Origin of the sequence: Rugamonas violacea (assembly GCF_016461825.1) — a bacterium.
In the GTDB taxonomy this organism is placed as follows: domain Bacteria; phylum Pseudomonadota; class Gammaproteobacteria; order Burkholderiales; family Burkholderiaceae_D; genus Rugamonas.
Window position 1 is genome coordinate 1 of the sequence record NZ_JAEMNU010000102.1, and the last position, 26,138, is coordinate 26,138.

Annotated in this window: 20 protein-coding genes and 1 riboswitch; of the genes, 14 read left to right on the forward strand and 6 right to left on the reverse strand. The window is 67.4% G+C overall.

The genetic code is table 11. The features are described from left to right. The first annotated feature begins 114 nt into the window (after positions 1-114). The 4 genes from H7U20_RS30700 (at position 115) to H7U20_RS19150 (ending at position 1,681) form a co-directional block, all read left to right on the forward strand. A complete protein-coding gene (locus tag H7U20_RS30700) occupies positions 115-489 on the forward strand; it encodes a DUF4145 domain-containing protein (RefSeq protein ID WP_370593193.1) in 375 nt (124 codons plus the stop codon). A gap of 88 nt (positions 490-577) precedes the next feature. Further along, the gene (locus H7U20_RS19140) at positions 578-910 is read left to right on the forward strand and encodes a hypothetical protein (RefSeq protein ID WP_199760747.1); all 333 of its coding nucleotides are present in this window, start codon (positions 578-580) and stop codon (positions 908-910) included. Positions 911-983: 73 nt separating this feature from the next. Further along, positions 984-1,172, forward strand: coding sequence for a hypothetical protein (locus H7U20_RS19145; RefSeq protein WP_199760748.1), 189 nt, complete (start codon positions 984-986; stop codon positions 1,170-1,172). Between the two features lie 200 nt (positions 1,173-1,372). Beyond that, the gene (locus H7U20_RS19150) at positions 1,373-1,681 is read left to right on the forward strand and encodes a hypothetical protein (RefSeq protein WP_199760749.1); all 309 of its coding nucleotides are present in this window, start codon (positions 1,373-1,375) and stop codon (positions 1,679-1,681) included. A gap of 261 nt (positions 1,682-1,942) precedes the next feature. Here the strand turns inward: H7U20_RS19150 and H7U20_RS19155 are convergent, their stop codons facing one another. The 5 genes from H7U20_RS19155 to H7U20_RS19175 all read right to left on the reverse strand — a co-directional run bounded on the left by H7U20_RS19155 (position 1,943) and on the right by H7U20_RS19175 (position 5,524). Beyond that, positions 1,943-2,188, reverse strand: a complete 246-nt coding sequence (locus tag H7U20_RS19155; RefSeq protein ID WP_199760750.1) for a hypothetical protein — start codon at positions 2,186-2,188, stop codon at positions 1,943-1,945. Beyond that, the gene (locus tag H7U20_RS19160; protein ID WP_199760751.1) at positions 2,185-2,961 is read right to left on the reverse strand and encodes a hypothetical protein; all 777 of its coding nucleotides are present in this window, start codon (positions 2,959-2,961) and stop codon (positions 2,185-2,187) included. The genes H7U20_RS19155 and H7U20_RS19160 overlap by 4 nt, the downstream gene beginning before the upstream one ends. Positions 2,962-3,023: 62 nt before the next feature. Further along, positions 3,024-4,274 carry an ATP-binding protein gene (locus tag H7U20_RS19165; RefSeq protein WP_199760752.1) on the reverse strand — a complete coding sequence of 417 codons (1,251 nt, stop codon included), beginning with the start codon at positions 4,272-4,274 and terminating at the stop codon, positions 3,024-3,026. Beyond that, a complete protein-coding gene (locus H7U20_RS19170) occupies positions 4,274-4,999 on the reverse strand; it encodes a response regulator (RefSeq protein WP_199760753.1) in 726 nt (241 codons plus the stop codon). Before H7U20_RS19170 ends, H7U20_RS19165 begins: the two co-directional genes overlap by 1 nt. Before the next feature lie 60 nt (positions 5,000-5,059). Next, positions 5,060-5,524 carry a Spy/CpxP family protein refolding chaperone gene (locus H7U20_RS19175; protein WP_199760754.1) on the reverse strand — a complete coding sequence of 155 codons (465 nt, stop codon included), beginning with the start codon at positions 5,522-5,524 and terminating at the stop codon, positions 5,060-5,062. Between the two features lie 599 nt (positions 5,525-6,123). On the opposite strand from H7U20_RS19175, the gene H7U20_RS19180 reads away from it, so the two are divergent. The 10 genes from H7U20_RS19180 (at position 6,124) to H7U20_RS19225 (ending at position 23,711) form a co-directional block, all read left to right on the forward strand. Next, positions 6,124-7,602: an efflux RND transporter periplasmic adaptor subunit gene (locus H7U20_RS19180; RefSeq protein ID WP_199760755.1), complete on the forward strand. Its 1,479-nt coding sequence runs from the start codon at positions 6,124-6,126 to the stop codon at positions 7,600-7,602. Next, positions 7,599-10,727 (forward strand): efflux RND transporter permease subunit, encoded by a 3,129-nt coding sequence (locus H7U20_RS19185; protein ID WP_199760756.1) that lies wholly within the window; start codon positions 7,599-7,601, stop codon positions 10,725-10,727. Before H7U20_RS19180 ends, H7U20_RS19185 begins: the two co-directional genes overlap by 4 nt. Then, positions 10,724-13,951: an efflux RND transporter permease subunit gene (locus H7U20_RS19190; RefSeq protein ID WP_199760757.1), complete on the forward strand. Its 3,228-nt coding sequence runs from the start codon at positions 10,724-10,726 to the stop codon at positions 13,949-13,951. The genes H7U20_RS19185 and H7U20_RS19190 overlap by 4 nt, the downstream gene beginning before the upstream one ends. Next, on the forward strand, positions 13,948-15,372 hold the full coding sequence (locus tag H7U20_RS19195) for an efflux transporter outer membrane subunit (protein ID WP_199760758.1): 1,425 nt from the start codon (positions 13,948-13,950) through the stop codon (positions 15,370-15,372). Before H7U20_RS19190 ends, H7U20_RS19195 begins: the two co-directional genes overlap by 4 nt. 146 nt (positions 15,373-15,518) lie before the next feature. Continuing rightward, a complete protein-coding gene (locus tag H7U20_RS19200; RefSeq protein ID WP_370593190.1) occupies positions 15,519-17,435 on the forward strand; it encodes a chemotaxis protein CheB in 1,917 nt (638 codons plus the stop codon). A 91-nt stretch (positions 17,436-17,526) separates the two neighbouring features. Beyond that, positions 17,527-19,305, forward strand: coding sequence for a sensor histidine kinase (locus tag H7U20_RS19205; RefSeq protein WP_199760759.1), 1,779 nt, complete (start codon positions 17,527-17,529; stop codon positions 19,303-19,305). 116 nt (positions 19,306-19,421) lie between these two features. Then, positions 19,422-21,557 carry a S46 family peptidase gene (locus tag H7U20_RS19210; protein ID WP_233410900.1) on the forward strand — a complete coding sequence of 712 codons (2,136 nt, stop codon included), beginning with the start codon at positions 19,422-19,424 and terminating at the stop codon, positions 21,555-21,557. Between the two features lie 167 nt (positions 21,558-21,724). After that, positions 21,725-22,378, forward strand: coding sequence for a nicotinamide riboside transporter PnuC (gene pnuC, locus H7U20_RS19215; protein ID WP_199760761.1), 654 nt, complete (start codon positions 21,725-21,727; stop codon positions 22,376-22,378). Beyond that, positions 22,375-22,908, forward strand: coding sequence for an AAA family ATPase (locus tag H7U20_RS19220; protein ID WP_199760762.1), 534 nt, complete (start codon positions 22,375-22,377; stop codon positions 22,906-22,908). The genes pnuC and H7U20_RS19220 overlap by 4 nt, the downstream gene beginning before the upstream one ends. Positions 22,909-22,997: 89 nt before the next feature. After that, positions 22,998-23,711, forward strand: coding sequence for a hypothetical protein (locus H7U20_RS19225; protein WP_199760763.1), 714 nt, complete (start codon positions 22,998-23,000; stop codon positions 23,709-23,711). 16 nt (positions 23,712-23,727) lie between these two features. Here the strand turns inward: H7U20_RS19225 and H7U20_RS19230 are convergent, their stop codons facing one another. Then, positions 23,728-25,851 carry a TonB-dependent siderophore receptor gene (locus tag H7U20_RS19230; RefSeq protein WP_199760764.1) on the reverse strand — a complete coding sequence of 708 codons (2,124 nt, stop codon included), beginning with the start codon at positions 25,849-25,851 and terminating at the stop codon, positions 23,728-23,730. A gap of 79 nt (positions 25,852-25,930) precedes the next feature. Further along, a riboswitch (TPP riboswitch) is annotated at positions 25,931-26,028 on the reverse strand. Positions 26,029-26,138 lie beyond the last annotated feature (110 nt).

Here is a 26,138-nt window from a genome sequence, read left to right on the forward strand (position 1 = left end):
AAGTTTACAAGGGCGGCCGCAACTCATTGAATGTAAACGGATTTTTCGGCCAAGCGCACGACGGTCCGGACTTGTGTATAACGGCGTGCTTTAAGGCGAATCTACACGGAGTCAATTGACTGTTTTAATTCCGAGAGCAACACATTGTGTGCCGCCGGACTTAGGGCTTTAGTTGAGGGAATTTGTTCGGAGCAAGGAATTGTTGATGGTCCCGTTGAGTTTCCTGCCAAGGGTGGGGGGACACAGATATTGCGGAGAACGGACCTTAGTGGCCAAATTGGGGGGCTGCATGAAAAAGGATTGCTAACCAAATCGTCCGCCGATACTCTTCATGAGCATCGATATCTAGGAAACTCAGCAGTGCACGAATTGGCACGACCTCCCGATGAAGAATTGAAATTGGCCGTTGAAATTCTCGAACATACTCTTGATGCTTTATATGAAATGCCGGAAAAGGCCGCACAACTCAGAATGCGTCGTAACAAATAGGAAAACGTTTGCAGCAGCACACACGGCCCGCATGACGGGCCCGGCGCACTGAGAGTGCCGGTGGGGTGCCGGTCAACGAGGAATAGACATGAATGAAGTTCAATCTACGATTGACGGCGTAATGACCGGTCACCGCCATCCTAATGAATTGAAGGCGCTGCTCAGCGCGGAGGCGCGAGCGAACATTCTACAAAAAAGCGCTGCTGAGTTTTATCGCTTGCAGCACATTCTTATCGGGGCTCCACAAGAGCATCCTGGGAGGCAAGGTGCGCCTAATGCGATGACTGAACTCAGTCGCCTCATCGCTGCTGTGGGCGGCTCCATGGTACGTGAGTCTCCAGGTGACGCCCTGCTTGAACGGCATTGGGTGATTGGACTTGACCAAAAGCCCATTGCCGACAATGTAGTCATCGCCTGGTGACACCTTCGAGCGAGGAAAATCCCGGCGCCCTGTGCGCCCCGTCTGCAGGCCGGCCGCCAGCGCAAGGAAAACAATGACGACTTCTAAAAAACAGCGTGATGCCAAGCCCCTTCGTAAAGCGAAGGCTTTGCTTAAGAAGGCGAAAAAGGATGAAAAGGCGGGTGTAAACGGTGCAGGTGAGCGGCAAGCAATTCATGAAGCTACTAAACATCGGTTAGAGACGGCAGGCGGCCCGAAGGGTGCTGGACCGATGAGGGTCTAGGAAAATTGTGAACACCAGTACCGTAGAACATGAGCCATGCCCACGCTGCGGGAAGCAGCCGGTCGCCCCAAAAGGGAAGCCCTATTGGACGGCCAGCAGCGATCAGCAGGATGGTGACACGTGGGCACTTGAGAACGCGATTGATAAACTGGAAGAAGAAGCGCACAAAACGTCTTCGCCTTAACCCTCGGAAAACCATTTTGAAGACACTCATTTTTGTAATTGCAGCTCTGCTTGCCGGCTGCTCGGCAGTTCCCATTACCCAGGAAGGTATGCTAGTTCGACAAATTCAGCCAAACGATTCGACGACTTGCAAGTTTATTAGGGTTGTTGAAGTTTCTGGCGGAATGTTTTATAGCAGTGTGGCTGAGGGACGACGCGATATGCTGGCAAAGGTTCGTAATGAAGTTGCTGCATTAAATGGTAACGCCTATGTACCAACGGCAGTCGTTGCCGAACACGGTATCAGCTTGCCTTACGCGCAAGCTGATGCATACAAGTGCCCCTAAAGGAAAACGCAGATAGCGTGAGCATCAGCGCTTTTTCATTTGCAGCTATTGTGAGCCGAAAATGGCGGCGAACGCGAGCACGACCGTTTTCAAACGCGAGCCGTTACAGCTACTGGTCATAGGAGGAGTTGTCGGCGCGGCAGCGAGCGTCGCCCTCTGGCTCCCCTGGCTCTTAAACCGCCTCGGTTCATGATCTTCTCGCTTCGGCGGAGTTTCGCGCGCGAAAGCCGGGCTCAAAAAAAGCGGCCACTGGCCGCTTGCTCATGCTGACTTGCGTTTCCGGACGCTGGAAAATTCGGGAATGTCGATGGAGGACGGTCCGAACGCACCGGAGCGCGCGTCCCGGCTGAGGGCTTTGCCTCCCAGCGTGACCCGAATCCGGCCCTGGGATGGCTTGACTTCACCGACGATCGGCGCGCCCATGGAAGCGATCTTAGCGCGGCGAGCGGCCGCCGCCAATTTGTAGGCACTGTTCTGGCTGGGGGGTGTTTTCTTCAAAGCGGTCATGGTTCAATCTCCGGCAGAGGGAGTGATTGATAGAGATAGTTTAGCAGAATCCCCCAGCTGCGACTGTCGGCGCTCAAGTCGAAGCGCATATCCCGGCCGCGGCCGCGTACGTTCCACCACTCGGGGTCCACAGCAATGACCTCCTGGACAGTCCGACACCCACGAAGTGCCTCGGATGGTGCCATGTTCAGTTCGGCAGGTTCGAGTGGCGCATCAAACCCAAATTTCGGCCATACGGCGAATCCGACTAAACCGTCCGGGTCATCCGGGTCGATCGGCCCGTTTCCAGCCGCGAAGAGCGAAATGTGGTTAAAGCCCAGCCGGTATGCTGAGATGGCCATCAGACCGAATGCAATGGTGGCCAGGCGATCGGGAGCATCCCCGGTGAGTACCAGTCGGCGGATAAATAGCGCGTCAACGTGGAGGGATGTGCCTTCTTCATCCCGGTAGGCGATCACGCTGGTGTTCTCGTCTTCCGCCATGAAGGGGTTGTTCGACATGACGTCCAGGCCGGCCGGCGCCTCGCCCTGTTCCCTTAACGTGAGGGCCCACACGATCGACCCATCGGGGATCATGAATAGCCTTCCGGTCTCGGACTCGTCCACGTCCAGCGTGGCGCCGCCGGGTTGATCAATCGTGATGCCCCCGAGGCGGGTCACGCCGTCACGTTGATAGAGTTCGCCCTGAAAGAACTCGCGGGCGATCTCATGCTCGGTGAGCAGGGTTTCCGCAGGGCTCAGATTGTCACGGTCGAAGGGATCGTTCGGATTCATCCAGGCATTGTAAAGTTTAAATGGGTGCACAGCGGCGTGCCGCAGGGTCGGCCCGTCGTTGCTCAGGCCGGCAACAGCGGCAAGCTCACCACAAACCCGCTGCGCCCGCCGTCCACGGCGGCGCAGCGCGCCTCGCCGCCATGGCGCCGCGCGATCTGCCGCACCAAGGCCAAGCCCAAACCGGCGCCGCCGTTGTCCCGCGTTCCGCCGCGCCGGTAAAACGGCTCGAAGATCCTCTCCCATTCCTCCACCGGCACGCCCGGCCCGGCGTCCCACACGCGGATGCTGAGCTGCGCCGCGTCGGCGTCGAGCCGCACGTCGGTCGGCGCCTGGCCATGGCGCCGCGCGTTCTCCAACAAATTGCGCAACAGCCGGCGCAGCAACCGCGCGTCGCCGCGCAGCAGGGCCGCCGCCGCCGCTGGCGTGGCGTCCAACTGCACCTCGTCGTAATGGGCGCACTCCTCGGCGGCCAGCGCCAGCGGCGCCACCGTCTCCAGCACCATGCCGTCGTTGACGGCGCCGAGCCGGCTGGCCAGCAGGATCTCGTCGAGCAGTTGATCGAGTTCGGCGATATCCTGCTCCAGCCCGGCGCGGCGCTTGGCGTCCACCGTGTCCTTGACCAGCTCCAGCGCCAGGCGGATGCGCGCCAGCGGCGTGCGCAACTCGTGCGAGGCGTTGGCCAGCAGCGCCTTGTGGGCGCCGACCAGTTGTTCGATCTGGTCGGCGGCGCGGTTGAAGCTCTGCGCCAGCCGCGCCACCTCGTCCTTGCCCTCGACCTTGACGCGCGCCGCCAGGTCGCCGGCGCCGAGCGATTCGACGCCGCGCTGCAAGCGTTCCAGCCGCTTGGTCAACTGGCGCACCAGCGGGAAGGCGGCCACGCCGATGGCCAGCGCCAGCGCGATCAGCGCCGTGTGCAGCAGCGCGCGCGGGCGGGCGAAGCCGAGCGGCTTGCTCGACCGCAGACGGCGGCCGTCGGCCAGCCGCAGGTCGGTGGCGGGGAAGTGGCCGGGCCGCGCGCCGGCGCCCCATTGCAGGCGCGGCATGCCTTTGCCGATGCTGGCCAGCGCGGTCCAGTCGGCGCCGTACAGGGTCATGTCGCCGTCGACGCCGTTGGCCAGGCGGACCAGCGCGGCCTGTTGTTCGGCCGCCGGCGCGTCGGCCGGCGGCAGCATGTTCTGCACCAGCCGGGCCAGCGTGGCGTCGGCCCGCTCGACCGGGCCGCCTTCGCGGTGCCACAACACCGTCACCGCGAAGGCGAACAGCAGCAGGCTGCCGAGCAGCGCGATGTAGAAGCGCAGGTAGAGGCGCGGCATCAGTCCTGCACCTTGGCGAACAGGTAGCCGGCGCCGCGCACGGTGATGATGCGGCGCGGTTTTTTGGGATCGTCCTCGACGGCGGCGCGGATGCGCGACATGTGCACGTCGATCGAGCGGTCGAAGGCCTCGATATGCTCGCCCTTGACCAACGCCATCAGCGTGTCGCGCGACAGCACGCGGCCGGCGTTCTGCGCCAGCGCCAGCAGCAGGTCGAACTGGTAGCTGGTCAGCTCGCAGGGCGCGCCGTCGAGCCGGGCGGCGCGGGCGTCGGCCTCGATCTCCAGGCGGCCGAAGCGCAGCGCCCGCTGGGCGGGGCGTTGGCCGCCGGCTTGGCCGCCTGCTTCATCGCCGCGCCGGCGGCGCAGGATGGCGCGCAGGCGGGCCAGCAGCTCGCGCGGTTCGAAGGGTTTGGGCAGGTAGTCGTCGGCGCCAAGCTCCAGGCCGACGATGCGGTCGATGGCGTCGCCGCGCGCGGTCAGCATCAGCACCGGCGTGTCGGCGCCGGCGCGCAGCTGGCGGCACACTTCAAGGCCGTCCATGTCGGGCAGCATTAGGTCGAGTACCACGGCGCCGAACGGGGGCTGCTGCGGCTGCGCCAGCAAGTCCAGCGCGTCGCGTCCGAGCGCGACGCTGCTGACGCGGAAGCCGGCCTGCTCCAGATACTCGGTGAGCATCTCGGCCAGGCGCGGGTCGTCTTCGACTACAAGGATATGGTCTGCCATGGATTCATTCTACGGGCAGGCGGCGGCCTTCACAAGCCGCCGCCGGGTGTGCCTCGGCGCCTAGCCGTGGCGGCGTTCGTGCAGCTTGCCCAGGTGGGCGGCCAGCTTGTTGCGCTGCTCTGGAGTGAGCACTTCGCCGACGTCGGCGATCAGCTGGACCAGGCGTTTCGAGGCCTGGTCGGCCAGTTGCAGCTTCTGCACCCGCATCGCTTCGAGCGCCGTAGCGTCCAAGGTCGGCTGGCCCAGCCAGGTCAGTAGTTCGGCGTGGGCGCCGCGCAGCTGGCTGTGGATCGGCTTGAGATCCTGCATGGCTTGCTTGACCAGCGGTTCGATCCTGGCTTTCTGCGCGTCGGTCGCATCGACCTCGGCGTACAGGTGCTTGAGCATGCGCTCGGCGTGGGCGGTGGAATCGACGGCGGCGTGGCTGCCGCCCATGTGGCGTTCGACGGCGAGGGCGCCGGCGCCGGCGGCCAGGGCGCCGCCGAGCAGGAAGGCGGCGACGGTGTTGCGGTTGAAGATACGCATGTTAAGTCCTCTAAGTGGTTTTGGGGAGACAACGAGGACCAGTGTGGGCGGGCTTGGTAAAGGGGCGATGTCGCGCAGGTAAAGATTTGTAAAGCAGATTTGTAAAGCGGATTCGTAAAGCGGGTTGCTGTGGCCCGCAGCGGACCCGATGCCACCAAGTTAAGGCGCCGACGGCTATAAAACCACCCAAAGGCGGAGAGCCGGGGTCGGACCCCTCGGGGGCCGACCCCAGGTTTGCGCCTATGGGTTTTGCCTGCCTGGGCGGGACGGGAAAATTGTAGCGAGTTTGTAACCAGTCGTTACCGCGTTCGGCGCGCTCGCCGACAGGTCGGGCGGCGGCGTCAGGCCGCATGGCTGCGGGCGTCGGCAGCGATGGACGGGACGGGGGCCGAGGCACACGCAGCCGGCGGCGCGCCGGCCATGTTTCCAGCGTCGCCGCATTGTTTCCGGCGGAAGCAATCGGCCGCCGTGGGTATGCTAGAGTCCTCGCATCAAATGGCCGCGCCACGGGCGTCGGTCCGCTCTCGAACTCAATACAGCCGTGGCCCGCGCCCGGCGCCAGCAACGCCGCCCCAGCGCGGCATCAACAAGGATAAGCGATGGATTCGCAAGACATGCCAAGCAAGCCAACCGTGACCGTTGCACCAGCCCGCCGCAGCCGCCGTTCCAAAGTCATCGGCGGCGTGATCGCGGTGGCCGCGATGGCCGGCTTGGGCGGCCTGGCCTGGTATCTGACCCATCCGGCGGCCGCTGCCGGTGGCGCCACGCAAGGCGCCGGCGGACCTGGCGGCGCTGCTGGTCCCGGCGGTCCCGGCGGCCCGGGCGGCGGCCGGCGCGGTGGCGCCAGCACGACAGTTGGCGTGGCGACGGCCGAGCATGTCGATGTGCCGGTGGTGCTCGATGCGCTCGGCACCGTGACGGCGGCCGCCACCACCACGGTGCGGCCACAGGTCTCGGGCATCCTGCAGAAGGTGCTGTTCAAGGAAGGGCAGATGGTCAAGGCCGGCCAGGTGCTGGCGCAGATCGATCCGCGCCAGTTCGAGATGGCGCTGTTGCAGGCCTCCGGCCAGCGTCAGCGCGACGAGGCGCAGTTGGAGAACGCCAAGCTGACACTGGAACGCTACCGCACGCTGATGACCCAGGACTCCATCGCCCGGCAGGACGTCGACACCCAGGCGGCGCTGGTCAAGCAGCTGGAAGGCACGGTGATGACCGACCGCGCCGCCGAGGGCATGGCGCGGCTGAACCTGGGCTATACCAGGGTCATCGCGCCGATCGGCGGCCGGCTCGGCCTGCGCGTGGTCGACGTCGGCAATCTGGTCGGTTCCAGCGACGCCGCAGGCATCGCCGTCATCACCCAGTTGTCGCCCATCGATGTGGAATTCGCCGTGCCGCAGGATCAGGTGCCGGACCTGCTGGCCCGCGCCAACGAGGGCGCGGCGCTGCCGGCCATCGCCTTCGACCGCACCCGGACCAATGAGCTGGGGCAGGGCCGCTTCGCCGCCCTCGACAACCAGGTCGACACGCAAACCGGCACCGTCAAGGCCAAGGCCCGCTTCGCCAACGACAAGATGGCGCTGTTCCCCAGCCAGTTCGTCAACCTGCGGCTGGAGCTGCGCACCATCAAGGACGCGGTGATGGTGCCGGTGACGGCGCTGCGCCACGGCGCCGCCGGCGACTACGTCTACGTGCTCAACGCCGACAAGACGGTCTCGACGCGCTCCGTCACGCGCGGCCAGGCCACCGTCGATAAGGTGCAGTTGAAGTCCGGTGTGAAGCCCGGCGAACAAGTCATCACCGAGGGCGCCGACCGCTTGAAGGACGGCGCCAAGGTCACGCTGCCGGGCGATAAGCCGGCCGGCGCCGGCGGTGGCGGCCACCGCAACCGCGACGGCAAGGCTGGCAAGGGTGGACAGACCGGACAGGGCGGGCAGGGCGGCGCTGCGGCGCCCGCCGGCGCGGCCGCTTCTGCCGGTGCCGAAGGCGCCGCCTCCGGCGAGCCCCGCCACCGCCGCCAGGACGGCGCCGCAGCCGCCGGCGAGCGTGGCCGGAAGCCGGCCCAGGGTAGCGCGCAATGAGTCCGTCCGGCCCATTCATCCAGCGTCCGGTGGCCACAGCGCTGCTGATGCTGGCGATCGTGCTGGCGGGGATAGTCGGCTTCAAGTTCCTGCCGCTGTCGGCGCTGCCGCAGGTCGACTTCCCCACCATCCAGGTGCAAACGCTGTATCCCGGCGCCAGTCCCGAGGTGATGGGGCAGACCGTCACCGCGCCGCTGGAGCGCCAGTTCGGCCAGATGGCCGGCCTGCAGCGCATGAGTTCGACCAGCGCCTCCGGCGTCTCCATCATCACGCTGCAGTTCACCCTGGGCCAGACCTTGGACGTCGCCGAGCAGGAGGTGCAGGCGGCCATCAACGCCGGCGGCTCGTTGCTGCCGACCGACCTGCCGGCGCCGCCGGTCTACGCCAAGGTCAACCCGGCCGACGCGCCGGTGCTGACGCTGGCGATCACCTCGGACACGATGCCGCTGACCGAGGTGCAGAACATCGTCAACACCCGGCTGGCGCTGAAGATCAGCCAGGTCAGCGGCGTCGGTTTGGTGTCGCTGAGCGGCGGCCAGCGGCCGGCCGTGCGGATCCAGGCCGACACGCTGGCGCTGGCCTCCTACGGCCTTGGCCTGGACACGCTGCGCAGCGCCATCACGGCGGCCAACGCCAACGGCGCCAAGGGCAGCTTCGACGGCCCGACGCGCTCCTTCACCATCAACGCCAACGACCAACTGGTCACCGCCAAGGACTACCAGAGCCTGATCGTCGCCTACAAGAACGGCGCCCCGGTGCGCCTGAGCGACGTCGCCCAGGTGGTCGACAGCGCCGAGAACATCAAGCTGGGCGCCTGGTCCGGCCTGAAACCGGCGATCATCCTCAACGTGCAGCGCCAGCCCGGCGCCAACGTCATCGCCACCGTCGACGCCATCAAGGCCCGTCTGCCCGAACTACAGGCCGGCCTGCCGGGCGCGCTGCGGGTAGACGTGCTGAGCGACCGCACCACCGGCATCCGCGCCTCGGTCGAGCATGTGGAGACCGAGCTGCTGCTCGCCGTCGGCCTGGTGGTGCTGGTGATCTTCGCCTTCCTGCACAGCGTGCGCGCCACCGTCATCGCCAGCCTGGCCGTGCCGATCTCGTTGATCGGCAGCTGCGGCGTGATGTATTTGCTCGGTTATAGCCTGAACAACCTGTCGCTGATGGCGCTGACCATCGCCACCGGCTTCGTCGTCGACGACGCCATCGTCATGATCGAGAACATCGCCCGCTACATCGAGGAGGGCGAGCAGCCGATGGCCGCCGCCATCAAGGGCGCCGCGCAGATCGGCTTCACCATCATCTCGCTGACGGTGTCGCTGATCGCCGTGCTGATCCCGCTGCTGTTCATGGGCGACGTGGTCGGCCGCCTGTTCCGCGAGTTCGCCGTCACGCTGTCGATCACCATCCTGATCTCCGCCGTGGTCTCGCTGACGCTGGTGCCGATGATGTCGGCGCGCTGGCTCAAAAGCCACGCCGACGAGCATCCGGGCGCGTTGGCGCGCCGCACCCAGGCCTTCTTCGACCGCGTGATCGGCCACTACGACACGGCGCTGCAATGGGTGCTGCAACGCCAGGGCCTGACCCTGCTGGTGGCGCTGGCCACGCTGGTGCTGACGGTGCTGCTCTACATCTGGATACCCAAGGGCCTGTTCCCGACCCAGGACACCGGCCAGCTGCAGGCCCGCGTCGAGACGGCGCAGTCGGTCTCCTATGCCCGCATGGCCGAGCTGCAGCAGGCCGCCGCCGCCGCCATCCTGGAAGACCCGGACGTCGAGTCGCTCAGTTCCCTGGTCGGCGTCGACGCCGCCAACAACACCATGCTGCACACCGGCCGCATGCTGATCAACCTGAAGCGCGAACGCAGCGGCGACCAGGCCCACACCATCGAGCGGCTGCGCCAGCGCGCCGCCGCCGTGGCCGGCGTCACCTTGTATCTGCAACCGACCCAGGACTTGACCATCGACGCCGAAACGGGGCCGACCCAGTACCGCGTTTCCCTGGAAGGTGCCGACAACGCCACCGTCAACACCTGGGCCGCCAAGCTGAGCGAGCGCATGCGCGGCAAGGCCGCCCTGCGCAACGTGGTGTCCGACGCCGGCGCCACCGGCACCGCCGCCTACATCAGCATCGACCGCGACAGCGCCGCCCGCCTGTCGATCAGCGCCGCCGCCATCGACGACGCCTTGTACAGCGCCTTCGGCCAGCGCATCGTCTCGACCATCTTCACCGAGACCAACCAGTACCGGGTGATCCTGGAGGCGCGTCCCGGCTCGCTGACCACGCCCGAGTCGCTGGGCAACCTGCAACTGCGCACCGGCTCGGGCAAGGCCACGCCGCTGTCGGCGGTGGCCAGCATCACCGAGCGGCCGGCGCCGCTGCAAATCACCCACGTCGCGCAGTACCCGGCCACCACGCTCGGCTTCGACACCGCCGACGGCGTCGCGCTGGGCCAGGCGGTCGAGGCGATCCGCGCGGCGGCCGAGGAGATCAAGCTGCCGCCGTCGGTCTCGCTGACCTTCCTCGGCGCCGCCGGCGCCTATCAAAACTCGCTGTCCAACCAGCTGTGGTTGATCCTGGCGGCGGTGATCTGCGTCTACATCGTGCTCGGCGTGCTGTATGAGAGCTACATCCATCCGCTGACCATCCTGTCGACCCTGCCGTCGGCCGGCGTCGGCGCCTTGCTGGCGCTGATGATCAGCGGCCAGGACCTGGGCGTGATCGGCATCATCGGCATCATCCTGTTGATCGGCATCGTCAAGAAGAACGCCATCATGATGATCGACTTCGCCATCGAGGCCGAGCGCGAGCAGGGCAGGTCGCCGCGCGAGGCGATCCACCAGGCGGCGCTGCTGCGCTTCCGCCCCATTTTGATGACCACCTTGGCCGCGCTGTTCGCCGCCGTGCCGCTGATGCTGGGCTGGGGCGACGGCGCCGAACTGCGCCGGCCGCTCGGCCTGGCCATCTTCGGCGGCTTGATCGTCAGCCAGATGCTGACTTTGTTCACCACCCCGGTGATCTACCTCGGCTTCGACAGCCTGGGCCGCCGTTGGGCCGGCCGCAAGGCCGCCGCCGGCGCCGTTCCAGGCAGCGGTAGCAGCGGCGCACCTGGAGCCGCCTCGTGAACCTGTCGGAACCCTTCGTCCGGCGTCCCATCGCCACCGTGCTGCTGACCATCGGCATCGCGCTGGCCGGCATCGGCGCCTTCTTCGTGCTGCCGGTGTCGCCGCTGCCGCAGGTCGACTTCCCGTCGATCTCGGTCAGCGCCAGCCTGCCCGGCGCCAGTCCGGACACCATGGCCACCAGCGTCGCCACGCCGCTGGAACGGCGCCTCGGCGTGATCGCCGGCGTCAACGAGATGACCTCCTCGTCGGGCAACGGCTCGACCCGCATCAGCCTGCAGTTCGACCTGAACCGCAAGATCGACGCCGCCGCGCGCGAGGTGCAGGCCGCCATCAACGCCTCGCGCGCCGACCTGCCGGCCACCTTGCGCAGCAACCCGACCTACCGCAAGGCCAACCCGTCGGACGCGCCGGTCATCATCCTGGCGCTGACCTCGCCGAGCCGCTCGCCCGGCCAGATCTACGAGGCGGTGTCGAACATCGTGCAGCAGAAGATCGCCCAGGTGCCCGGCGTCGGCGACGTCGAGCTGGGCGGCGGCTCGCTGCCGGCCGTGCGCGTCGAGCTGCTGCCGTATGCGCTGAACCGCTACGGCGTCTCGATGGAGGACGTGCGCGCCGCCATCCAGGCCACCAACGCCAACCGGCCGAAGGGCGCCATCGAAGGCGAGGGCCGCCGTCTGCAAATTTATTCGCAGCCGAGTGACGCCGCCGGCGGCCGCAACGCCGCCGACTACCGCAAGCTGGTGGTCGCCTGGCGCAACGGCGCGGCGATCCGCCTGCAGGATGTCGCCGAGGTCATCGACGGCACCGAGAGCAACAACACCCTGGGCCTGTTCAACGGCGACCCGGCGGTGATCGTGCTGATCACCCGCCAGCCCGGCGCCAACGTCATCGCCACGGTGGACGGCGTGCGCGCACTGCTGCCGCAGTTGCAGGCCCAGCTGCCGCCCGACATCAAGCTGCAGGTGGCCTCCGACAGCACCAACTCGATCCGCTCCTCGCTGCACGAGATCGAGCTGACGCTGCTGATCTCCATCGTGCTGGTGGTGCTGGTGGTCAGCGCCTTCCTGCGCAGCGCCCGCGCCACCGTGGTGCCGGCGGTGGCCACCGTCGTCTCGCTGCTGGGCACCTTCGGCGTCATGTACCTGCTCGGTTTCAGCCTGAACAACCTGTCGCTGATGGCGCTGACGGTGGCCACCGGCTTCGTCGTCGACGACGCCATCGTCGTGCTGGAGAACACCTCGCGCCACATCGAGGCCGGCATGGACCGCTTCAAGGCGGCCCTGCTGGGCGCCCGCGAGGTCGGCTTCACCGTGCTGTCGATCAGCCTGTCGCTGGTGGCCGTGTTCATCCCGCTGCTGTTCATGGGCGGCCAGGTGGGACGGCTGTTCCGCGAGTTCGCCGTGACCCTGTCGGCGGCGGTGCTGATCTCGCTGCTGATCTCGCTGACCACCACGCCGATGATGTGTGCCTGGCTGCTCAAGCCCGGCCAGATCCACAAGCCGCCCGGCCCCCTGGCGCGCTGGGCCGAGCGCGGCTATGACTGGATGCACCGCCAGTACCAGCACGCGCTGGACTGGGCGCTGGGCAGCGCCTGGCTGGTGATGTTGTCGCTGGCCTTCGTGGTCGCCCTCAACGTCTATCTGTTCTCGGCCGCGCCCAAGGGCTTCTTCCCGCAGCAGGACACCGGCCAGATCAACGGCGGCATCCGCGCCGACCAGAGCATCTCCTTCCAGGCCATGCAGCAGAAGCTGCGGCAACTGGTCAACGTCATCAAGCGCGACCCGGCGGTGGCCACCGTGGTCGGCTTTACCGGCGGCGGCCGCGCCGGCGGCGGCTTCATGTTCATCAACCTGAAGCCGGCCGACCAGCGCAGCGAGTCGGGCCAGGCGGTGATCGCCCGGCTGCGCCCGCAGCTGGCCAAAATCACCGGCGTGTCGCTGTTCCTCAATCCGGTGCAGGATCTGCGCATGGGCGGACGGCAAAGCAATTCGACCTACCAGTATACGCTCAAAAGCGACAACCGGGCCGACCTCAAACTGTGGGCGGCCAAGCTGGCCGAGGCGATGAAGGGGCAGCAGGAGCTGATCGACGTCGATACCGACCAGGCCGAGAACGGCGTCGAGACCTTCGTCACCATCGACAAGGACAGCGCCGCCCGCCTGGGCATGACGGTGCGCGACGTCGACAACGCGCTCTACAACGGCTTTGGCCAGCGCCAGGTGGCCACCATCTACGACGAGCTGAATCAATACCACGTGGTGATGGAGGTGGCGCCGCGCTACGCGCAAAGCCCGGAGGCGCTGCGCGACGTCTACGTGCCGTCGAAGGCCAGCGCCAGCGCCAGCGGCGGCGGCACGGCGACGGCGACATCGTCCAACACCACGGCGGCGCGCGACCCGTCCAGCGGCGCGGCCTTGAGCAACAGCGTGACGACGATGGTGCCCTTGACGGCCATCGCCAGCTTCGCCGAAAGCTCGACGCCCAGCTCGATCAACCACCAGGACGGCGAGCTGGCCACCACTGTGTCGTTCAACCTGGTCGACGGCTACAGCCTGGGCGACGGCCAGGCCGCCGTGCGCGCGGCCGAAGCGCAGATCGGCATGCCCAACAACGTGCGCGGCAGCTTCCAGGGCACCGCGCGCAGCGCCGACGAGAGCAACAAGCAGCAGCCGCTGTTGATCCTGGCCGCCATCGTGGTGATCTACATCGTGCTCGGCATCCTGTATGAAAGCTTGGTGCATCCGATCACCGTCCTGTCGACCCTGCCGTCGGCCGGCGTCGGCGCCGTGCTGGCGCTGCTGCTGTTCAAAATGGAGTTCTCCATCATCGCCCTGATCGGCGTGTTCCTGTTGATCGGCATCGTCAAGAAGAACGCCATCCTGATCATCGACTTCGCGCTGGAGGCCGAGCGCGCGCGCGGCCTGAACGCGCACGACGCGGTGCGCGAGGCCTGCCTGCTGCGTTTCCGTCCCATCCTGATGACCACCTTGGCGGCCGCGCTGGGCGCCTTGCCGCTGGCGATAGGTTTCGGCGAAGGCTCCGAGTTGCGCCAGCCGCTCGGCATCGCCATCATCGGCGGCCTGATCGCCAGCCAGCTACTCACCCTGCTGACCACCCCGGTGGTCTACATCCTGCTCGACAAGCTGCGCCGCCGCAGCCCGGCAGAACATCAACTCAGCCGTCTACTCAGCGAGCAGGCAACTGCGTCGCCGAATCCATCATGATCCGCACACACCACACCACCACCGGCGCCCGCGCGCCGACCCTGCGCCGGCTCAGCGCGCTGGTTTGCCTGGCCGTCCTGGGCGGCTGCGCCGTCGGCCCGGCCTACCAGACGCCAAGCACGCCGCAGCCGGCCGAGTTCAAAGAGGCGCGCGGCTGGCAGCCGGCGTCGCCGTCCGACACCCTCGAACGCGGCCCGTGGTGGCAGTTGTTCGGCGATCCCCAGCTCGACCAGCTGGCCGCCGCCGTCGAGGTGTCGAACCAGAACGTGGCGGCCGCCGTGGCCTCCTATGCCCAGGCCCGCGCCAGCGTCGGCGAGCAGCGCGCCGCGCTGTTCCCCAGCGTCGACCTGAACGGCGGCGCCAACCGCTCCGGCGGTGGCGGCGACACGCGCAGCGCCAGCCAGTACAAGCTGAACATCGGCGCCAGCTGGGAGCCCGACGTCTGGGACAAGCTGCGCGCCGGCGCCAACGGCGCCCAGGCCGGCGCCGCCGCCAGCGCGGCCGACCTGGCCGCCGCCCGCCTGTCGGCCCAGGGCGAGCTGGCGGTCGACTACTTCTCGTTGCGCCAGACCGACGCCCAACTGGCGCTGCTGGAGGCCACCGTGAGCGGCTACGCGCGGGTGCTGGAGATCACCCAGAACCGCTTCGGCGCCGGCGTCGCCGCCCGCTCCGACGTGCTGCAGGCGCAGACCCAGCTGGCCGGCGCGCGCATCGAGCGGGTCGGCCTGGCGCGCCAGCGCGCCCAGTTGGAGCACGCCATCGCCGTCCTGCTGGGCAAGGCGCCGGCCGAGTTCAGCCTGGCCGTCGCGCCGTGGCGCGCCACGGTGCCCGACGTGCCGCTGGCGCTGCCGTCGACGCTGCTGCAGCGCCGTCCCGACATCGCCGCCGCCGAGCGCCGCGTCGCCGTCGCCAACGAGCAGATCGGCGTGGCCCGCGCCGCCTACTTCCCCAGCCTGAACCTGAGCGCCTCCTACGGCGTCGGCGGCAGCGCCGTCGCTGGCTTGCTGAATGCATCCAACAGCCTGTGGTCGCTCGGCCTGTCGGCCGGCCAGAGCCTGTTCAACGCCGGCGCCAGCGCCGCCAGGGTCAGCGGGGCGCAGGCCGGGCGCGACGTCGCCGTGGCCCACTACCGGCAAACCGTGCTGGCCGCCTTCGCCGACGTCGAGAATCAACTGGCCGCCAGCCGCGCCCTGCTGCAGCAGCAGGATCTGCGCCATCTGGCGGCGCAGGCGGCCGACCAGGTCGAGACGCAGATGCTCAACCGTTACCGCGCCGGCCAGGTCGCTTACACCGAGGTAGTCACTGCGCAGAACAACGCGCTGGCGGCGCGCCGCGCCTTGATCCAGGCCCAGGCCGACCGCCAGACCACCGCCATCGCGCTGATCCAGTCGCTCGGCGGCGGTTGGCATGCCACGCCCTGAGGCGCGGCGCTTGGTGTTTGGCGCATCCCTTTGTATAATCGATCGGCAAAATGTAGAAAAGATCAATCTCCTCCCCGCGGGCAATCCGGCGTCCGCGCCGTTCCACAGCATGCCCAGATGACTATGCGAGCGTATCCGAGATGACCGTGCCAGCCGTCCCCAATGCCGCGTCGGAGTGGTCCGCCGACGGCGCCCCGGCGCCGGCGCCGGCGCTGACCGTCGCCGCCGCCGAGGCGCCGGTGCCGGTGATCGGCATCGGCGCCTCGGCCGGCGGACTCGAGGCGATCGTCGAGCTGCTCGCCAGCGTGCCGGTCGACAGTGGCCTGGCCTTCGTCGTCGTGCAGCACCTCGATCCCACCCACAAGGGCATGCTGCCCGAGCTGCTGCAGCGTGTCACCATGATGCCGGTGCGCGAGGCCGGCGCGCAGACGCCGATCGAGGCGAACTGCGTCTACGTCATCCCGCCCAACAAGGACCTCGGCTTCGCCCATGGCGCCTTGACCACGCTCGAACCGCGCGAGCAACGCGGCCACCGCCTGCCGATCGACTCCTTCCTGCACGCCCTGGCGCGCGAGCGTCAGGCGCTGGCGGCCGGCATCGTCCTGTCGGGCATGGGCGCCGACGGCACGCTGGGCCTGCAGGCGATCAAGGAGAACGGCGGACTGACATTGGCCCAGCTGCCGGCCAGCGCCAAGTTCGACCCGATGCCGCAGCACGCCATCAACGCCGGCGCGGTCGACATCGTCGCCGAGCCGCGCGACATGGTGGCGCGCCTGCTGGCTTGGTGGGGCCATCCGGACGGCGGCCCGCTGCCCGATCCGCAGAGCGCCGCCGGCCGCCGCGCCTCGCTGCAGCAGCTGTTCCAATTGCTGTTGCAGCAGACCGGCGCCAATTTCTCCGACTATAAGTTGAACACGCTGCTGCGCCGCATCGAGCGGCGCATGAAACTGTGCCAGGTGGGCGCCCTCGGCGGCTATGTCGACTACCTGCGCGAGAACCCGGCCGAGGTCGAGCTGTTGTTCAAGGAGCTGCTGATCGGCGGGACCAGCTTCTTCCGCGACCCCAAGGTGTGGGACTACCTGAAGCACAGCGGACTGCCGCAGATGCTGGCGGCCCACCCGGAGGGCGCGGCGCTGAAGGCCTGGGTGCCGGCCTGCTCGACCGGCGAGGAGGCCTACACCCTGGCCATCGTCTTCAACGAGGTGGTCGAGCAGCTCAAGCCGGAGGGCCGCTTCTCGCTGCAGATCTTCGCCACCGACCTCGATCCGGACGCCATCGACCGCGCCCGCACCGGCGTGTTCGGCAGCGCCATCGAGGCCGCAGTGACGCCGGAGCGGCTGCGCCGCTATTTCGTGCCGGTCGACGGCGGCGGCTACCGCATCCGCAAGGACCTGCGCAGCACCATCATCTTCGCGCCGCAGAACATCATCTCCGACCCGCCGTTCACCAAGCTCGACGTCCTGTGCTGCCGCAACCTGCTGATCTATTTCAACGTCAAGCTGCAGGACCAGCTGATCCCGCTGTTCCACTACGCCCTCAAGCCGGACGGCCTGCTGGTGTTCGGCAGCGCCGACACGCCGGGCCGCTTCACCGAGCTGTTCACCGCCCTGCCGGGCGCCGGCCGCATCTACCAGCGGCAGGACGCCTCGCGCCACCGTGTCGCGCATTATTTTCCGACCCGTGTCGCCAACATACCCGTCCCGCCCCTCAACGAACCGCGAGCAGTCTCCATGAACGGCAATATCCAAACCCAGGTCGAGCAGCAGCTGCTCAAGAAGCACACGCCGGCCGCCGTGCTGCTCAACGGCCAGGGCGATATCCTGTACATCCACGGCCGCACCGGCGCCTACCTGGAACCGGCCGTCGGCAAGGCCAACTGGAACATCCACGCCATGGCGCGCGAGGGCATCGGCTACGTGCCGGCCATCTGGTTTATCCCGACTTGCCGAGCGACGCCGAGCAGGTGCTGCGCACGCCGGTGTTCTGCGAACGGCAGATCCCCACCAGCGGCCAGGGCTGGTGCACGGTGCGCATCGTGCCTTACGGGACGGCGGGCAACGTGATCGACGGCGTGGTGGCCACCGGCATCAACAGCACCGAGTCCATGCGCCTCGAGGCGCAGCTGCGCACCTTGCAGGGCGCCAGCAAACAATCATGAACAAACGCGCCGCCCCGCCGTCCGCCACCGCGCCGCCGCGCGTGCGCGTCGGCCGGGCGGCGGCGCACCGGATGGACGACGGCGCCGCCGCCGACGCGCAGAAGCGGCTGCACAAGCTGCAGGTCAGCCAGATCGAACTGCTGCAGCAGCAGGCGCTGGCCGAGCTGCTTGAACAGAAGGACGCCGCCGAGGCGGGCCTGGTGCGCTATACCGCCCTGTACGAGCAGGCGCCGGTCAGCTACCTGTCGTTGTGGCCGGACGGGCGCATCAGCCGCGCCAACCTGGCCGCCGCCAGCCTGCTCGCCTGCCGCCGCGAAGAGCTGCTGGGTAAGGCCTTCGAGCAGTTCGTCGCCCCGCAGCAGCAGGGCCGGCTGCGCCAGTTCCTCGCCGGCGTGCACGCCAGCGGCGCGCGTAGCGTGTTGGAGGTGGCCCTGTTCGCCGCGCCGGGCCGCGCCGGCCAGGTGCGCATCGAGGCCAATCTCGACCCGGCCGTCGGCAAATGCCGCATGGTGGTCACCGATATCAGCGACCTGCACGCGCGCGAGGCGGCGCGGCGGCGCGCCTACCAGGTGCTCGACAGCATCGAGGAGGCCGTGCTGGTGACCGACCCGAACAACCGCATCGTCGCCGTCAACCCGGCCTTCACCCGCATCACCGGCTACCAGGCCGAGGAGGCGATCGGCCGCGACCCGGGCTTCCTCGGCCGCCATGTCGGCCCGCAGCGCGCCTTTCCGCTGCACGCCTGGTCGCGCCTGCTGGCTTACGGCAGTTGGCAGGGCGAGGTGCACAACCTCAAGCGCGACGGCACGCCTTTCGTCTCAGCCATGTCGCTGACCTTGGTGCGCGGCGACGACGGTGCGGTGAGCAATTACATCAGCGTGTTCTCCGACATCAGCGCGCGCAAACAGAGCGAGCGGGCGCTGCTTGAGCTGTCGCGTGAGCTTGACGCCCGCGTCATCGCGCGTACCGCCGAGCTGACCGCCGCCAACCTGGCGCTGCGCCAGGAGGTGGCCGAGCGCAAACGCGCCGAGGCGGCGCTGCACGAGTCACGCCAGCAGTTGCGCAAGCTGGGCGACCACCTGGCCACGCTCAAGGAGAGCGAGCGCAAGAGCATCGCCCGCGAGATCCACGACGAGCTGGGGCAGAACCTGCTGGCGCTGCGGCTCGACTTGTCGATGCTGGGCCAGCGCGGCGCGGACGAACGCTCGCCGCTGAACCGGCGCGTCGGCGCCATGCTCGACACCGTCGACAGCACCATCAAGAGCGTGCGCGGCATCATGAACGAGCTGCGTCCGGCCGTGCTGGACCTGGGCCTACAGGCGGCCTTCGAGTGGCAGGTGGCCGAATTCCGCAAGCGCAGCGGGCTGGCCTGCCGCCTGCTGGTGACCGGCGACGAGCTGTTCGCCGCGCTGCCGGCCGAGATCGAGATCGTATTGTTCCGCAGCCTGCAAGAGTCGCTGACCAATGTGCTGCGCCACGCCCGCGCCAGCGACGTCGAGATCCGCCTCGGCCTGGCCGGCGGCCTGCTCGAGTTGAGCATCGAAGACAACGGCGTCGGCGTCGCGCCGCAGCAGCGCGGCAAGGGCGACGCCTTCGGCCTGATCGGCATCGCCGAGCGGGTCGCCGCGCTGGGCGGCAGCTTCGAGCTGGCGTCCTACGTCGAAGGGCGCGGCTGCTGCCTGCGCCTGGGCTTCGACCTGACGGCCTCCCGCGCACTGCCGTTGAGTAAAGCCGACCCAGAGGCGCAAATCTGGGGTCAGACCCGATGGGTCTGACCCCGGCTCTCCGCCTTTGGGTGGTTTTTGTCGCCATCCCGGCATATCTAAAAAGTATTTTCAGCGCCGGACGAACAGCATATACTGCCGCTGCATTTTACAACCGGGGACACATCTTGTTGAAACATCTGATTTTACCGGTCGCCCTGCTGGGCGCCACCGCCGCCCACGCCGACGAAGGCCAATGGCAGCCGCATCAACTGCTGCAGTTGAAGGGTGAACTGAAGCGGGTCGGCATCGCCATCCCCGCCGAGAAGCTGGCCGACCTGGCCAAGCATCCGATGAGCGCCATCGTCTCGCTGGGCGGCTGCTCGGCTTCCTTCGTCTCCGACGCCGGCCTGGTGGTGACCAACCATCATTGCGCTTACGGCGCCATCCAGCGCAATTCGACGGCGGAACACAATTACATCACCGACGGCTTCCTCGCAAAAACCCGCGCCGAGGAGCTGCCGGGCGGCCCGAACACCCTGGTCTACGTCACCGACAAGGTGGAGAACGTCAGCGCCCGCGTGCTCAAGGGCCTGAGCGACAAGATGAGCGGCATCGAGCGCCACGAGGCGGTGGAACGCAGCATCAAGGCGCTGATCGCCGAGTGCGAAACCGACAAGATGTACCGCTGCTCGGTGCCGAGCTTCCATCGCGGCCTGGAGTACTACCGCATCCGCCAGACGATGATCCGCGACGTGCGCCTGGTCTACGCGCCGTCCGACAAGATCGGCAACTACGGCGGCGACGTCGACAACTATGAATGGCCGCGCCACACCGGCGACTACTCCTTCCTGCGCGCCTATGTCGGCAAGGACGGCCGCCCGGCCGACCCGTCGCCGGACAACGTGCCCTACCAGTCGAAGGACTTCCTGGTGGTCTCGGCCGCCGGCTTGAAGAACGGCGATCCGGTGCTGCTGGCCGGCTACCCGGGCCGCACCAGCCGCTACAAGCTGCCGGGCGAGATCCGCTACGCCCGCGACGCCGCCTATCCGGCCAAGGTGGCCGAGTTGCAGGCCGACCTGGACGTGATCGCCGCCGCCAGCAAGGGCAGCGCCGCCAACGCGGTGCGCTACGCCAGCGTCGCCAAGGGTCTGCACAATGTGATGAAGAAGACCCAGGGTCTGCTCGACGGCTTCGCCCGCAAGGACATCGCCGCCATCAAGGACGTGCAGGACGCCGAGTTCCGCGCCTGGTACGCCAAGCAGCCGCGCGCGCCGCAAGCCCTGTTGGCCGAGCTGGACGCCGTCATCGCCGCCGATATCGCCCTCAGCAACGAGGAGTTCGGCTGGTCGGTCGCCACCAATAGCGACCTGCTGAAAAGCGCCCGCACCGTGTATCGCCTGGCGCTGGAAAACGGCAAGCCGGACGCCGAGCGCGAATCCGGCTTCCAGCAGCGCGACCTGGCCTTCATCAAGGCGCGTCTGAACCGTCTGGAGCAATCGTATGTGGGCGCGGTCGACCAGGCCCGCTTCGGCGCCGGCCTGCAACGCTACACCAAGCTGGCCCCGGCCATGCACGTGCAGGGCCTGGACGCGCTGCTGCCGTCGTTGGACGCCGTGCCGGCGCTGTACCAGTCGTCGCAACTGGGCGACACGGCCCGCCGCCTGGCCTGGGTCGGCCAGGACGCCGCCGCCATCGCCGCCACCGACGACGCCTTCCTGCAACTGGCGGTCAAGCTGCACGGCGTCGCCATGTCGCTGGAGGAGCGCCGCAAGGAGGTCGACGGCCAGCTCGAACGGGTGATCCCGCAATACATGCAGGCGGTGATCGGCTGGAAGGAGTCGCAGGGCAAGCCGGTCTACCCGGACGCCAACTCCACCTTGCGCGTCACCTACGGCACCGTGGCGCCGTACTCGCCGCGCGACGGCATCAGCAAGGGCCCGTTCACCACGGTCGAGGGCATCGTCGAGAAGCACACCGGCAAGGAGCCCTTCGTCGCGCCGGCCGCGCTGATCGAGGCGGTCAAGGCCAAGCGCTACGGCCAGTTCAAGGACCCGGTGCTGGGCACCGTGCCGGTCAACTTCCTGACCAGCGCCGACACCACCGGCGGCAATTCCGGCTCGGCGGTGATGAACGGCCACGGCGAACTGATCGGCCTGAACTTCGACTCGACCTACGAGTCGATCACCAAGGACTGGTACTTCGACCGCGACATCACCCGCGCCATCCATCTGGATATCCGCTATATGCTGTGGGTGATGAAGGAAGTCGACCACGCCGACAACCTGCTCAAGGAAATGACCATCAAGTATCCGAAGAAGTAAGCGCGGCAACGGGCATCCATGACGGCCGCAAGGCTTAGTCCGATGACAACACGCTGACCGAGGCCGCCACCCGCAAGGGCTGGCGGCCTTTCCCATGGCACGCGGGCTTTGCATATTCAGCCGTTTGCCAGCATAATTCTGCCCACCTGCCGTCTTTTGCCCCATCCATGAACCAATCCTTCTCCTTGCTAGGCCTTGCCATCTCGCCGCTGGAGCTGGTTTCCTTCATCCTGTCGGTGCTGACGGTGTGGCTCAACATCCGCCAGAAGCACTGGGCCTGGCTGTTCTCCATCATTTCCTCGGCCACCTACGGCGTGGTGTTTTACGAGGCCAAGCTGTACGGCGACATGGGCCTGCAACTGGTCTTCATCGCCGTCTCCGTGTGGGGCTGGTATCAGTGGCTGCATGGCGACGACAGCCACGAGCCGCTGCCGGTGACCCGTCTGGACGGGCGCGGCCGGCTGGCCTGCGCGGCCGGCTGGCTGATCGGCTTCGCTGTGCTGGCCTGGTTCCTCAAACACTACACCGACACCGACGTGCCGCGCGCCGACGGCTTCCTGACCGCCGGCAGCCTGGTCGGCCAGCTGCTCCTGTCGCGCAAGAAGGTCGAGAACTGGCATGTCTGGATCATCGTCGACGTGCTCTACGTCGGCCTTTACGTGCACAAGCACCTGATGCTGACGGCGCTGCTGTACGCGCTGTTCGTGCTGATGGCGCTGGTCGGCCTGCGCGCCTGGCACAAGGCGGCCGGCGACGCCGGCGGCAGCGGCGGCACTGGTCTGCGGCGCGAGCCGGGAGCCGGCGAGCTGGCGCTGAAATGAGCCGCGCCGGCCCGCTGCGGGTGGCCATCCTGGGCACCGCCTCGTCCGGCAAGTCGACGCTGGCGGCGGCCCTGGCGGCGCGCTACCACACCGTCTGGGTGCCGGAATACCTGCGCGAGTTCGTCGACACCGAGGCCCGTGTGCCGGTGGCGGCCGACCAGTTTCCCATCGCCCGCACCCAGCTGGCGCGCGAGGAACAGGCCGCCGCCCACGCCGACAAGTACCTGTTCTGCGACACCACGCCGCTGATGACGGCGGTCTACAGCCGTCACTATTTTCTTGGCATCGACCCGCAGTTGGCCGCGCTGGCCGACCAGCACCACGACCACTACGACCTCACCTTGGTCACCGCGCCGGACATCCCCTGGGTGCCCGAGGGCTTGCAGCGCGAGTGCGAACAGGTCAGCCGCGTCATCAGCGAGCTGCTGATGGCGGAACTGGCGGCGCGCTCGATTCCCTATCGGATGGTGGCCGGCAGCGTGGCCGAGCGCGTGGCCGGTGTGGCCGCGCTGTTACACGGCCTGACTTAGCGCAGGTTCGCGCGTCGATTCCCATTGCGCAGTCCGGGCCGGCAGGCTACATTGGCCTATCGCCTCGTGCGTCCCGCCCCGACACCACCATGAAAAAGCTGCTCCTGCTCGCCGCCGCGCTGCCGGTGCTGGCCCATGCCGACACCGGCTACTACCTGGTCTCGGTCTACGACGTCGAAGGCCAGGCCTCGCTCGACTACAAATATTGGAACGCCCACTACGCCGCGCGCACGGTGGCCGCGCCCGAGCTGGGCGTCGGCTACGGCGTCACCACGCGCTGGTACACCGAGCTTTACGCCACCTGGGTCAAGCTCAACGGCGAGGGCGCGCGACTGAGCGCGCAGTCCTGGCAGAACGACTATCTGCTGACCCAGGGCCAATACGCCTTCGACCTGGCGCTGCATACCAAGATCGATCGGCCGCAGGATCGCGCCAACGGGTATGGGCTGGAGTGGGGGCCGGTGCTACAGACCGAGATCGGCCGCACGCAGTTCAATCTGAACCTGTTTTTCCAGCGCGACTACCACGTGGTGGTGGGTGGCCCGACCGAGCTGGCCTACCAGTGGCAGGTCAAGCATCGGTGGAAGAGCTGGTTGCAGTTCGGGGTGCAGGGCTTTGGCGAGATGGGCAAGTGGAACGATTGGTCGCCATCCGACAAACAGTCGCACCGCTACGGTCCGGCTATTTTCGGCAGCCGCGACGTCGGCGGGCGGGAGCTCAAATACGAGGCCGCCTACCTGGTCGGGAAAAATTCAGCCCGCACCGCGAAGAGTTTCACGATGCGGCTGCAGTACCTTTTCTAGCGGGCTAGCGCGCGGATTACAGGTCGAACTGGGCCGAGACGCGGAAGGTCCGTTTGGCGCCGGGGAACAGGTAGCCGCCCAGGTCCGGCGTCACGTCGCGCCAGTAGAACTTGTCGAAGGCGTTGTCGACGTGGGCGCGCAGCGTGGTGGCCGTGCCGGCGATGCGGGTGGCGTAGGCGGCGCCCAGGTTGACGACGTGGTAGGCCGGCACCATCAGCGTGTTTTCCTTGTCGAAGGCCTTCTTGCCGGAGTACTGCCAGTTGGCGTTCAGCTTCAGGCCGGCCAGTTGCGGCACGGCGTAGTCGGCGTAGACGGTGGACTTGAAGGCGGCCGCGTTGGTCACCCGCTTGCCATCGAGTTCGGCGCGGCCGGTGCCGCTCTGCTGCGTGTTGAGCGCGGCGGCCGAGGCGCCGATCGCCAAGGCGCGACTCAGCTTGCCGTTCACCGCCAGCTCCAGGCCGCGATGCTGCTCGACGCCGTTGCGCACGAAGGTGTTGCTCGTGTCGTCGGTGTACTCCAGGCCTTTGCGGATCTGGAACAGCGCGGCGCTGACGCTCAGGTCCGCCGTCAGCTCGCTTTTCACGCCGACTTCGAGCTGCTTCGACTTGCTCGGATCGAGGGCGCGGTTCTGGTTGCTGGTCTTCTTCGGCGCGATGCCGCCGTGTTCCAGGCCCTGCGCGTAGGAGCCGTACAGCGCCAGATTGTCCTGCGGGCTGTAGACCAGGGCCACGTTGGGCAGCCAGAAGCCGCTGTCGACCTTGGCGTTGGCGAAGCCGGCGCGGACGAATTCGTCGCGCTTGACCTGGGCGTAGCGCACGCCGGCGTGCAGTTTGAACTGCTCGCCCAGGCCGACGATGTCCTGCGCGAACAGGGCGCGTTCGTTGTCGGTGCGGCGTTCGCTGACCGGGCCGCTGCTCAGGCCGGACGGCTGCACCGCCACCGGATGGTAGATATTGCTCGGCTGTTCGATGTACTCGTAGACGTCGTCGCCCCATTTTTCGCTGTTCTTGTAGAACGAGGCGCCGCCGGTGAATTCATGGCGCAGCGCGCCGGTGGCGAAGCGGCCCTGCAGCATGGCCTGCGCCGCCAGCGGCGACTTCTTCTCGCCCAGGCTGACGTAGTCGTAGACGTCGTAGTCGCCGTTCGAGCAGAAGCCGGGGAACAGGTTCTGCGCCGAGCAACCGTAGGGGAAGGCGGTGTAGTCGTCGCGCTTGAAGTGGTGCTGGTTGGCGCTGAAGGTGGCCTGCCATTCGGACGAGAAGCGGTATTCGAAGCGCACGCCCAGGTTGCTGCTGGTGGTGTCGACCGGCTTGCTCCAGGGCTGGTTGTTGAGCATGGTGTCGGCGCTAATGCGCGGCAGCGAGGTGCCGCCGATCAGCTGGAAGCCGGGCGCCGAGACCTGCGACTTGGTCTGGTAGTCGGCGTCGATCTGTAGCAGGGCCTGCGGAGAAATTTGCCAGTCGAAGGCGGCCGAGACGAACTTGCGGTTGCCGTCGGCGCCCTTGATGTAGGAGCGCAGGCGCTCGGCGGCGGCGTTGATGCGATAGCCGAAGCGGCTGTCCTCGAAGCGGCCGCCCAGGTCGACGGCGGCGTAGACGGTGCCACGTTCGCGCACCTCGAACAAGGCCGAGCGCAGCGCCGTGGCGGTGGGGCGTTTGGTGGCGTAGTTGACGATGCCGCCGGGCGCGGCTAGGCCGGCCTGCAGGCCGCCCAGGCCCTTGAGCACCTCGATGCGTTCCTTGTTTTCTAGCGCGATCTGGGTGTCGCCGGGGATGGCCAGGCCGTCCTTGCGGTAGCTGGAGGCGTTGTCCAGCTTGAAGCCGCGAATGGAGAACTGCTCGGCGTAGCCGACCGCGTTGTAGGCGTCGCTGATGCTGGCGTCGTAGCGCGTCGCGTCGGTGGTCGAGCGAATGTCGCGGTCGACCATTTGTTGCGAGGTCAGCACACTGACCGAGGCCGGCGTTTGCAGCAGCGGCGCGTCGCCGAAGCCTGCGACGGAGGCGTGGCCGGAGGCGATGCGGCTGCCGCTGACGACGACTTCGGCCATGGCCTGCTCGGCGGCGGCGGCGGCGGCGGGTGTGGCGAAGGCCTGGAATACCGCCAGCGCGGCGGCGGTAACTGCGAATTGAGGTGTGGACATGGTGTGCTCTTGTTCAGGTCGGCGTTACCGACGTGCTGCTTGTTCGGCCGGAGCCAGCGCAGGAGCATTTCAAAGGAGGGGGAACCACTTTGCGCTTTCCTTCGCTGGCATTATCCAGATCAGGTACGAAGGGTATCTCTCACCCGGAACAGCGTTCCAGGACCCCTAGCGAGGCGGTAGTGTAACACGAAGGCCACGCGAAGCGGGGCATGGAGCGGCGGCCGCGCCGCCGACTGCGGCGCCATTGTTGTGTCGGCGCGTCGTCGGTGCCGCGCCGGGGTGGCGTG